At 40.4% G+C, this 10,920-nt stretch carries 12 protein-coding genes; 9 read left to right on the top strand and 3 right to left on the bottom strand.

Annotated features, from left to right (window positions below):
- Positions 1-2,060, top strand: a 2,060-nt coding sequence (locus HMPREF9074_RS03600; RefSeq protein ID WP_052141365.1) for a subtype B tannase, incomplete at its 5' end; no start/stop codon positions are given.
- 83 nt (positions 2,061-2,143) lie between these two features.
- Here the strand turns inward: HMPREF9074_RS03600 and HMPREF9074_RS03595 are convergent.
- Positions 2,144-2,995, bottom strand: a complete 852-nt coding sequence (locus tag HMPREF9074_RS03595) for a CPBP family intramembrane glutamic endopeptidase (RefSeq protein WP_009391107.1) — start codon at positions 2,993-2,995, stop codon at positions 2,144-2,146.
- Positions 2,996-3,079: 84 nt separating this feature from the next.
- Here HMPREF9074_RS03595 and HMPREF9074_RS03590 point away from each other — a divergent pair, with 84 nt between their 5' ends.
- The 5 genes from HMPREF9074_RS03590 to HMPREF9074_RS03575 all read left to right on the top strand — a co-directional run bounded on the left by HMPREF9074_RS03590 (position 3,080) and on the right by HMPREF9074_RS03575 (position 6,853).
- Entirely contained in the window at positions 3,080-3,736 is a 657-nt protein-coding gene (locus HMPREF9074_RS03590; RefSeq protein WP_009391106.1) for a helix-turn-helix transcriptional regulator, read from the top strand.
- A gap of 163 nt (positions 3,737-3,899) precedes the next feature.
- Positions 3,900-4,751, top strand: a complete 852-nt coding sequence (locus HMPREF9074_RS03585; protein WP_009391102.1) for an AraC family transcriptional regulator — start codon at positions 3,900-3,902, stop codon at positions 4,749-4,751.
- 34 nt (positions 4,752-4,785) lie between these two features.
- Positions 4,786-5,268: a hypothetical protein gene (locus tag HMPREF9074_RS03580; protein ID WP_009391101.1), complete on the top strand. Its 483-nt coding sequence runs from the start codon at positions 4,786-4,788 to the stop codon at positions 5,266-5,268.
- A gap of 417 nt (positions 5,269-5,685) precedes the next feature.
- Positions 5,686-5,832 (top strand): hypothetical protein, encoded by a 147-nt coding sequence (locus HMPREF9074_RS12045; RefSeq protein WP_009391096.1) that lies wholly within the window; start codon positions 5,686-5,688, stop codon positions 5,830-5,832.
- Positions 5,833-6,010: 178 nt separating this feature from the next.
- A complete protein-coding gene (locus HMPREF9074_RS03575; RefSeq protein ID WP_009391091.1) occupies positions 6,011-6,853 on the top strand; it encodes an aldo/keto reductase in 843 nt (280 codons plus the stop codon).
- Between the two features lie 82 nt (positions 6,854-6,935).
- Here HMPREF9074_RS03575 and HMPREF9074_RS03570 read toward each other — a convergent pair whose 3' ends face one another.
- Positions 6,936-7,355: a hypothetical protein gene (locus HMPREF9074_RS03570; RefSeq protein WP_009391089.1), complete on the bottom strand. Its 420-nt coding sequence runs from the start codon at positions 7,353-7,355 to the stop codon at positions 6,936-6,938.
- Between the two features lie 376 nt (positions 7,356-7,731).
- Between HMPREF9074_RS03570 and HMPREF9074_RS03565 the strand changes: the two genes are divergently transcribed.
- On the top strand, positions 7,732-8,154 hold the full coding sequence (locus HMPREF9074_RS03565) for an organic hydroperoxide resistance protein (RefSeq protein WP_009391087.1): 423 nt from the start codon (positions 7,732-7,734) through the stop codon (positions 8,152-8,154).
- Positions 8,155-8,358: 204 nt separating this feature from the next.
- On the opposite strand, the gene HMPREF9074_RS03560 is transcribed toward HMPREF9074_RS03565, so the two are convergent.
- The gene (locus tag HMPREF9074_RS03560; RefSeq protein ID WP_009391086.1) at positions 8,359-8,826 is read right to left on the bottom strand and encodes a DUF192 domain-containing protein; all 468 of its coding nucleotides are present in this window, start codon (positions 8,824-8,826) and stop codon (positions 8,359-8,361) included.
- Positions 8,827-9,083: 257 nt separating this feature from the next.
- On the opposite strand from HMPREF9074_RS03560, the gene HMPREF9074_RS03555 reads away from it, so the two are divergent.
- Positions 9,084-9,638, top strand: a complete 555-nt coding sequence (locus HMPREF9074_RS03555) for a hypothetical protein (RefSeq protein WP_009391085.1) — start codon at positions 9,084-9,086, stop codon at positions 9,636-9,638.
- Positions 9,639-9,641: 3 nt separating this feature from the next.
- On the top strand, positions 9,642-10,790 hold the full coding sequence (locus HMPREF9074_RS03550; RefSeq protein WP_009391081.1) for a vWA domain-containing protein: 1,149 nt from the start codon (positions 9,642-9,644) through the stop codon (positions 10,788-10,790).
- Positions 10,791-10,920 lie beyond the last annotated feature (130 nt).

Here is a 10,920-nt window from a genome sequence, read left to right as displayed (position 1 = left end):
TGGTAGCACAGCATAAAAAAGTACTTTTTGTAGTAACTAACCATACCCAACTAGGAAATACAGGTGAAACTACGGGCTATTTTCTATCGGAAGTAACACACCCTTTAGAAATACTCACAGAGGCTGGCTACAAGGTCGATTTTGTAAGTCCGAAGGGTGGTAGCACTAATGCCTACGGCGTAAAGTTAGACGACCCTATCAATAAAAAATATTGGGAAAGTGCTGACTACCAAAAACAATTAGCTCACACCCTTGCTCCTTCAGAAGTAAAAGCTAAGGACTATGCCGCTATCTTCTATGCAGGAGGACACGGCACTATGTGGGATTTTGCTAACAGTGAAGCTCTTGCCAAAATAGCTCAACAGATTTACGAAAAAGGAGGTGTAGTAGCTGCAGTATGTCACGGACCATCGGGCTTAGTGAATGTTAAACTCTCTAATGGTAAATATTTAGTGAGTGGCAAAACTTTGAGTCCTTTTACTAATAAGGAAGAAGAGGCTGTAAAACTCACCCAAGTAGTACCTTATTCGTTAGAAGACAAACTTAAAGAGCGGGGGGCTATCATTGATAAAGCGGGTTTATGGCAAGACAAGGTGAGTGTAGATAATCGCGTAATTACAGGGCAAAACCCGCAATCGGCTAAGAGCGTAGGGGAAGCCATCTTAAAAGAATTGCAAAAATCACCCCTCCGCTTCGATGCTACTAAATACACTACCCAGCAAGTAACACAAGGTGACCAAACCCTTACCGTACGTGCTTATGAGGGAATTGTATACGTAGCCAATCCTGTAGAAGAACAGTACCAACAGCTCAATCTCTACATTCCCGAAGCTTATTTCAAAGGCGAAACTATCAATGGCTTTAACGCTCAAACTGCCCCTATCTTCCTCCCTAATGGTATAGGAGGCTATATGCCTGCCAAGCCTCTTTCCCTCACTGGAGGTAAGTTTAAAGATACAAATAACTCGCTTATTATGGCACTTAGCAAAGGTTTTGTGGTAGCCTCACCAGGTGCGCGCGGACGTACCTCAGCCACAGGTAAAGCCCCTGCCGTGATTGTAGACCTAAAAGCGGCTGTACGTTACCTAAAATATAACAACAAAGAAATACCAGGTGATGCCAATAAAATCATCTCTAATGGTACCAGTGCAGGAGGTGCCTCGTCTGCCCTCTTAGGAGCTTCGGGCGACCAAGCGGCTTACGAGCCTTACTTAAAGGAATTAGGTGCTGCCCCTGCTACCGATGTTATTTTTGCCGTATCAGCCTACTGCCCTATCACCAACTTAGAGAACGCCGATAAAGCGTACGAATGGCAGTTTGGTAACCTCTCTCAGTACAAAACGATGGAGGTCTCTATGCTCGATTACAACGTACAGCGCACTTATAAGACAGGGACTTTTACCCCTGAGCAGACAAAAGTTTCTACCGACCTGAAAAAAGACTTCCCTGCTTACCTCAATAGCTTACAACTGAAAGACAGCAAAGGCAAACAGCTTACCCTAAACTTCAAAGGCGAAGGTAGTTTTAAAGAATTACTAAAACAAACTATCATAGCCGCTGCCGAAAAAGCTCAAAAAGAAGGTACAGATCTTAGTAAATATTCTTTCCTTACCCTTAAAAACGATAAAGTTACTGCTATAGACTGGGAAGGCTATATCACTTATATGGAGCGACACAAAAGTCCGCCGGCTTTTGATGCTCTTGACCTAAGCACGGGAGAGAACCAACTCTTTGGCGATAGCAACACCGATAAAAAGCATTTCACCTCTTATGCCTTAAAAAACAGTGCGGTAGAGAGCCAAATGGCAGATGCCAATATCGTAAAACTAATGAACCCAATGAGTTTTATAGGTAAAAAGAACGCTCATTTGCCCAAATATTGGCGCATACGTCACGGAGCTAAGGATAGCGATACCTCTGCTGCTATATCGTTAATTCTTGCTACGGCACTTAAAAATCACCATTACGCTGTAGATTATGCCCTCCCTTGGGACAAACCTCATAGCGGTGATTACGACCTCGAAGAACTTTTCGATTGGGCTGAAAAAATTAGCAAATGAAAGAATTAGCAAATGTGCTAATTAGAAAACTCCCCGTGGTGAGCCGCATAGGCTATAACCACGGGGAGTTTTTTACTATTATTTTATTGAGTCTCTTGGACTATTCTGATTTTGCGCAACCACAGACCTACGCCGAGATACAGCAGACAAGGAATAATACCTGAAACGGGCGAAATGAGTATCTCTCTACCTGTTTCAATGAGAATATGCTTATCGTATATCAAACTGTTAATGGCAGTATCTTCAATAGCGTGCATCCAAACCCCAGGCCAGATAGAACCTGTAAGGCGGAAAAGCTCAGTGTACATTACCGTCCACGAGGTGCAGCACACTAAGGCCATTATACAGAAAGTAACCTTATCATAAGGAAATACGGCAAATAGCTGCTCTGGCTTCAGAAAATAAAAGAAGTAAGGCCAATGCCACGAACACCACACTACCCCTACGATGAGGTACAGCCACACATCTTTAATTTTCAAACTGAGCAAACGAGCGGTAAGATAGCCCCGCCACGCTGATTCTTCAAAGAAATTCTTTATAATTTCGGCTAACACAAAAATACCAAAGCCTGCAAGGTAGTCCGCCCAACGGATTTGGACTTTTAGCCAGCCAAAAAGCTCGCCTATAAGTAGTGTAAGGGCAATCACTGCAGGGTAAATAAGGGTTGCTACCCCATACCAACGCAGGTTTTTCTCAATAAGCGGACGAAAACCCGCATCGCGCCACCCATCCCCCATAAAGGCGCGCAGCAGGAGCCAAGCCAATACAGGGGCAACTATAAAAATACCCATTCCGATAGTACCATTGCTAGTATCGCTAAAATCACCTGTCGTTTCCCCCGTAAGAGCATCTACCCATACGCCTATCCAGCCACAACTGAGGACTATGAGAATAAAAATACATATATTCCTAATTGTTTTTGCTTTATTATTCATCTTTTAAAAATATTTGATTAAATTTGGCGCAAAATTACGGCGGTGGGCATCACTACACAATACTGAATTATAACCATTTTGAAAATGACAGCTGATAAAAGCATAGAAGAAATAGCACAAGAATACATTCCGCAGATAAAATTTTTAGAAGAAGCAGGGAGTTTTGCGGTGTTTCTATCAGATAGATTTGGGCATTACTATTACGTAACCGAATATGTAACCGAAGATATTGAAGCACCTCAAGAGCTCAATATTGAGAAATTGGTACATCCTGATGATTTAGAAGTAGTAAGAAGAATTGATAAGAAAGTATGGGAGTTTTTGGATACTCTGCCCGAAGAAGAAAAGTTAGCTTACAAATACATCTATGAGCTGAGAGTATTAGAAAAAGGGAAGTATATACGAATGATTTACCAAACACGCCTATTAGCCTTTGAAGACGATAATTTTCTTGCAATGGGTATGATAGACCTCGCCCCCGAACAATCGGCAAACACTTCTGTACGTTTTCAGATAAAAAACTGCCTTACTGATGAAATCGTACCTTTTGCTATAGAAAGTGCTACTGATGCCCTGCTTACTCCGCGCGAAAGAGAGATATTCGCCCTTGCCAAAGAGGGAATGTTCAGCAAAGAAATATCGGAGAAATTGAACATCAGTATACATACGGTAAACCGCCATCGGCAGAATATCCTTGAAAAACTACAAGTAGATAATATTATTGAAGCCATAAGGTCGTAGCACAACAAGCAAGTTGTAGCACAACACGCAATAAATAAAAATCCCTGTGTGGAATATATACCACACGGGGATTTTTTATTGGTAATTTAGAAAATAAGCAAGATAGGAAAAGTCTTTTGTGCAAAACTGCCTTACCTTTGCCCTCGTAAATCAGTAACTCAATATGAAAAACATTACTTACAACGATTACATTCAGCGCATCAATAAGGTGGTTGCTTACATCAACAATCATTTAGATGAGACTTTAGACCTAAAAACACTCGCTAATGAGGCTGCTTTATCAGACTTTCATTTTCACCGCATCTTCAAAGCCCTAAAAGGTGAAGCTATTGGAGGGTATATCACTCGTCTTAGGCTAGAAGCTACTGCCCGCTTGCTGCGGTACACCGCCCTGACAATAGAAGAAATAGCCTTTAATATAGGCTATGAAACCCCTGCTTCGCTCTCTAAAGCCTTTAAGAAACAATACGGCATCAGCCCTACTGAGTATAGAACAAACAAAGATACCTACATTATGAAAAAAGAAATCATCAACCCCGATTTGGCTCTGAAAGCCCCTAAAATAGTAACATTAGAGCCTAAAAACCTTATTTATGTAGCCCTTACAGGTGCTTATGGAAGTTTAGACTACGGAAAAGCTTATGAGCAACTATGGGCTGTTATTAAGGCTCAAAAACTCTTCACCAAAGGGATAGAGTCTATATGTATATCGTATGATGACCCGAAAATCACTGAAGGCTCTTTGCAACGCTCTGATGTATGTTTGGCTATCCACAAGCTTGCCACCCCACAAGATGAAGTTAGTTGCAAGACCTTAGCAGGGGGTAAATATGCCGTTTTCTTCTATCAAGGCAGTTACGAAAACCTTTCTCAGGTGTATGATACAGCTGTACGCTGGGTTATAGACCAGCAGTACAGGCTACGCGAAGAACCTTTCTTTGAAAAATACCTCAACGATGCGCGCCGTACCCCTAAAGAAAAGCTAAAAACAGAGATTTATATTCCTATCAATTAACCCATTTGTCAATCATTTTATAACTTTTAATACTATGCAACTTACAAAAACAGAAAAAACTATTGGTATCGTCTTAGCGATTGCCTTATTACTGCTCACTCTTTCAGGAAGTGGCTACTTCTTCTTTAACCTGAAAACAAACATAGTACAATGGATTACTTACAACGCTTGTTCGCCCAGTAGCTTGGTATATTTAGTTGGCTTTATAGTCTTTTTGTACAACAAAAACGCTATCGGGTTGGCACTTGCTTTCTTGCCGATGTACTATTTTGGCACTATGGGACTCTTCACTTTTACGTGGAGTGGCGCTAATATCTTTGCCCAAATGTCGCATATTACTATGACGCTTAATCTTCTTTGGGCAGGGTATATACTCTATCGTCTCGGCGATTACAAAGTCTTTGCGCAAGGCTTGTTGTGGAGTATCATACTTTTTGTGCCTTTTATTGCTTTTGTGATGTATTACTGTCGCACTCACGCTGACGAAATCAGTAGTTTATTGCAAATGATGGCTTAGGATATTTGTATTATTAATGATTGCAGACAAATCATAAAGGTTGAATAGTATTTTTTTAAACGATTTTATTTCTTACCTCTTGCATATTATAAAAAAATTATTACCTTTGCAGTGATTTTAAAAACTCATTTAAACAGCATTTAAAAAGATATAACATAAAAAACGACATATAGCGTTTCGCTTACGATTTTCCTCTTGCAGAAAACGACCAATATTTTAGTAGCAGGAAAGTTGAAGTGGAAATGCCTACGTTCAAACGTGGGCATTCCTTTTACTTTGCTACATAGCCTTTGGTCGGGCTTCTGCAAGAAAGTAACGAGGAATGGCTCACGTTTTTTATTGTCTTTACACAGTGCAAAGGCGGAAACCGAAAAGCCTGCAACAGACAGTAGGTATTAACTTAAAATCTTTCACATTATGAGTAGAGGACAATACGGAAGAGGCTTTCTAGAAGGAAAGAAATCTATCGAGAACCTCATTAAAGAACAAAAAGTTATAACAGCAATAGTTGCTGCGTTAGCTTTTGTAGGTGGACTTATTGTCAAAGGATTAGACAATAAATAGTTTCCTATTTTTCTCCCCTTGCAATTACCTTTTGTAAGGGGAGTTTTTTTACTCATTGTCAATTATCCCTTACCTCTTAGCCAACGAAAAACATGTAAAACAAAACAATTCCTCTGTAACAATTATTTAACAAAATTCTCTATCTTTGCAGGGTATAAAACTAAAAATAAGAAATACAATGAAAAACATCCAATTAAACAACGGGGTACAAATGCCCCTATTGGGTTATGGTGTATACCAAGTAGACCCCAAAGAATGTGAGCGTTGCGTAAGTGATGCTATTTCGGTAGGCTACCGAATGATTGACACTGCCCAAATCTATCGCAATGAAGAGGGTGTAGGTAATGCTATTAAGAAAAGTGATATCAATCGCAAAGAGTTCTTTATCGTTACCAAAGTGTGGGTAAGCAATGCGGGCTATGAAAAAGCTAAAGCCTCTATCGAAACCTCTTTGCGCAAACTCCAAACGGATTATATCGATTTGCTACTCGTTCACCAACCTTTTGGCGATTATTACGGCTCTTATCGCGCTATGGAAGAAGCCTACAAAGAAGGCAAAGTGCGCGCTATTGGGGTGAGCAACTTCTATGCCGATAGATACCTCGATTTGGCATACCACTGCGAGATAAAACCTGCGGTAAACCAAATGGAAACGCACGTATTCTACCAACAGCAAGACCTCCAAGAGCTGATGAAGAAATACGACACCAAGCTAATGTCGTGGGGGCCTTTTGCCGAAGGTAAGAATGATTTCTTTGCCAATCCTACGCTCAACGCCATTGGTGAAAAGTATCACAAAAGTGCTGCCCAAGTAGCCTTGCGCTACCTATTACAACGCGATATTATCTGCATTCCTAAGTCGGTGCGCAAAGAGCGTATGGAACAAAACCTTAATGTATTCGATTTTCAACTCTCAGCAGAGGATATGAGCCAAATAGCCACTCTCGACACCAAGCAAACGCTGTTCTTCTCTCACAGAGATCCTGCTTTTGTAGAGATGATACTACAATATGGTAATTAGCAAATTAGCAAATGTGCTAATTAGTAAAATTCCCGTGTGGTAGTACCACACGGGAATTTTTAATAAGACATCTAACTTGTATCTATTTGCTAAATTCTACTTCAGCATTTAGTTTAGTTATCTTTTCTTGCAATTTAGTGATGTCTTTTTGCAATTTCTCAATACGGCGATTACTTTTGGCTAATTGCTTATTAGCTTTACTAGCTTTGCGCAAAGCCTTTTCAGCTTTGTTCGCTTTTTTAGCACTTGCTGAAGCTGAACTCGCATCACTAAAAGCATCCGTGCGATCAGTAGCTTCTTCATTAGCTTGCGTAGCCTCAGTTTGCAACGACTGATTATTGGTTTGCTCTTGTGTGAGTTTCATTTGCAATTCGTTGAGCTCGGTATTGAGTTTCAAGGCTTGCTGCTGATTTTCTAAGCGTTTCATCTCTGGTGATTTAGCTGTACCACAGCTCGCTAGCATAAAGGAAGCTAACACTCCCATTAAAAGTACTTTTTTCATAATTATATTATTAATATTTTAATGCGACAAAAGTAATACTTAATTGCCTAATATGCAAATTCGCTATTTTACTAATTTGCTAATTATCAAATTATCACTACCTTTGCATTTAGAATAACTTAAAAACAATACAATATTATGAGAAAAACTTTTATTATTTTATGCATTTGGAGCATCATTGTAGGCTGTTCTCAAGAACAAAATGAAGATGACTCCTCTTCCAAAGAAAAAGAGGGATGGAAATTAGTATGGCACGAATCGTAGCACGATAAGCAATAATAAGCTCCCCTTGTGAAGAACACCCCTAAGTGAGGAATAGCTCGAAACACTTAGGACATTTAGTAAACAAATTATTAATCATAAATAAAAAAGACAGATGACAGCAATGTACACAGCAGTGGCCACCGCGACAGGTGGTCGTAACAGAAAAGTAACTTCTGACAATGGCGTATTAAGCCTTGAAATACGTTCTCCTAAAGCCTTAGGTGGAGCTAACGATGATTATACCAATCCTGAGCAGATTTTTGCTGCGGGCTATGCGGCTTGTTTTGATACTGCCCTGAATTTGGTTATTAGGCAAACTAAAGTAGCTACTGGTGAGACCTCTGTAACGGCACACGTATCTATCGGAAAGCTGAATAATGGCGGGTTTATTTTCGCCGTAACCCTACAAGTAAATATACCTAATGTATCGCTTGAAGAAGCTAAGGAGCTCGTAGCAAAAGCCGACCTAGTATGTCCGTATTCTAACTCTACTCGTGGAAATATAGAAGTAACCTTTGAAGTTAGTAACAATTAAGTCGTAGTACGACAAACAATAAAACTCCCCGTGAGGTATGCGTACCTCACGGGGAGTTTTTATTGCTAAAGGCTAATTCTATTCTAAAAGTAGATTTATCAATTAGCTCATTTGTATTGCTTTGAGAAAGCCTTCGGTGTGTAGGGTATAGAAAAGCGGTTACTATTTTTTCATCGTGCTTATTATTTAATTTAACTTTATCGGCTACGGCAGTTTGATTGTACAGCCCTTTCCTATATTGTTCTTTTCAAACCACCCCTGAGGCACTTCAAGGGCATAACGCACGGGTTCCGATGAGTCCACGCTTTGACGGCTGAACGGTGTCATATTGCGTGTTTCGCGGATTTCACCACTCGAGTTAATGAACGCAATCGAAAGGGGGGTAGGCGTATCTTTCATCCAAAAGCTTAACTTTTCGTCTCTTTTAAAAATAAAAAGCATACCGGTTCCTTCGGGAATATTCTTACGCCCCATATAGCCTTTTGACATCTCTCGTATGGAGCGAGCAAGCTCAACTCTTATGGGAATGGTCTTGCCGTCAAGATTGGTAATGCTCAAGTCTCTCTGTTCAAACTCAAGTGCGAGGGCTGAACAGGCAGTAAAAACAAGGTTGCACAATAGGATAACTCCCATTAGCAATAGTTTGGCAGATGTAAATATTTTCTTTTTCATTGTGCTTATTATTAAATTTAATGGAGCAAAAGTAGTGTTTTTTTTTTAAATGTGCAAGATTGAAATTTAGCAAATAAATGATTTTAGCTGCTTGCTGATACTTTGATCCTACACTGATCTTACACTAATCCTACACTGATCCTACACTGACTTTACATCACATACTTAGCTGCGGCAGTTCGCTGATTTTCCTACACAAAAGGTTTGGTAGTTTAGGGATTATTTTGTATCTTTGTGCTTTGATAAAACGATGGATTATGGCGCGGACAAATGATAATATTATACTACAAAAAGTCTCTGGAAATATAGGAAAACAGGTGGTGCTAAAGCGGGTGCACGGAAAGACGGTCTTATCGAAAATGCCGAAAAAACCTGCTGCCCGCAGTGCCAAGCAGCAGATGTGCGCTCAAGGATTTAAATTAGCGACTGCTTATGCTAAAAGCGTTATGCAAAATCCTGAACTAAAAGCTCTCTACAGTGCGGAAGCTAAACGACGCGGGGTTATCAATGCCTATAATATGGCGCTGTCAGACTGTTTGAGACTGCCTGAAATTAAGGCAATAGATATTGCGAACTATACAGGTAGCATACTGGGTGAGGTGATAACAATTGAGGTAACTGATACTTTTAAAGTAGTGGAAGTAACGGTTAGGATTATAAACGATGTGACAGTAATAGAAGAGGGAAGCGCTACATTTGTAGATAATAGATGGCAGTATGTTACTACGGTATTGAACGCTGTTGTCACAGATAGTAAAGTGGTAGTAACGGCTGTGGATAGGGCTGGAAATAAAATCAATAAATCATTTTAAGATATGAAAAAACTGTATTTTCTTTCGTTTATAGCAGCACTTTTACTAAGTGCGTGCGCTAGACCTGATGACGGAATGCACGACGATTATTCTATGCATTCTAAAGAAAGCAAAGGGAGTCAAGGAGGTATTCAACCTCAAGGTGGCTTGGTGACTGCCGGCGAATGGAACGACTTAGACAACTGGGATTTCTACCAAAAAACTCTTATGAAAGAGCCATTCAAAGGTTTTCCTGACGATTGGCAAATGTATACCAATCACCGTATAGCAGTAGCTATAACCGCTAAAAATAAGCCGGCTTCTAATGCTACCGTTACGCTCTTTCGAAATGATACCCCCATTTGGACAGCAAAAACCGATAACCTCGGAAGGGCTGAACTATGGGTAGGAGCTTTTCAGAAAGAGAATGAACTCAACACCGCTCTGCTTCGGCTAAAAGTGAATGAACAGTGGGTATCTACAGCTGCTATCAGCGAAACTCAGGTGAACCGTATTGCCCTTGATGAGACTCTCCCCTCGCCTACTAACCTTGTGCAAATAGCCTTTATGGTAGATGCTACAGGCTCTATGGGCGATGAACTTGAGTTCCTGAAAATGGACTTGAAAAAAGTGATTGCTGAGGTGCAGAAGACTAATACGCAACTGAAAATCAGTACGGCTACGGTTTTCTATCGCGATGAGGGTGATGAGTATGTGGTAAAACACAGCCCTTTTACTGAAGATATTAACCAGACTACAGAGTTTATCAGCCAACAGCGCGCTGATGGTGGGGGTGATTTCCCTGAAGCGGTAGACAAAGCCCTCGTACAGCTAAACCAACTGCAATGGCAGCCTGAGGCACGCACACGTATCGCTTTCTTGGTACTCGATGCGCCCCCTCATAATAAGCCTGCGGTAATCAGCAGTATACAATACTCAGTGAAAACGGCTGCTGCTAGTGGCATTAAACTCATACCTGTAGTAGCCAGTGGAATAGATAAAACTACTGAGTTTCTGATGCGATTTATAGCGATGTACACCAATGGTACCTATGTGTTTATCACCGACCATAGCGGCATAGGAAACAAGCATTTAGAGCCCAGCGTTGGCGAGTATCAGGTAGAGAAACTAAGCGACCTAATGGTGCGCCTCATCAAAAAATACTCGGAGTAATTTGGCTATTAAAAAAAAATGTTATACTTTTGCGCCCTGAAAATTACGTAATAAAAGAATTAACATTGCAATGAAAAAAGAAATTCACCCAGAATCTTATCGTTTGGTGGCTTTCAAAGATATGTCGAAC

This window comes from Capnocytophaga sp. oral taxon 329 str. F0087 (assembly GCF_000213295.2).
Lineage (GTDB): Bacteria > Bacteroidota > Bacteroidia > Flavobacteriales > Flavobacteriaceae > Capnocytophaga > Capnocytophaga leadbetteri_A.
This window is presented reverse-complemented; position numbering and strand designations above follow the sequence as displayed.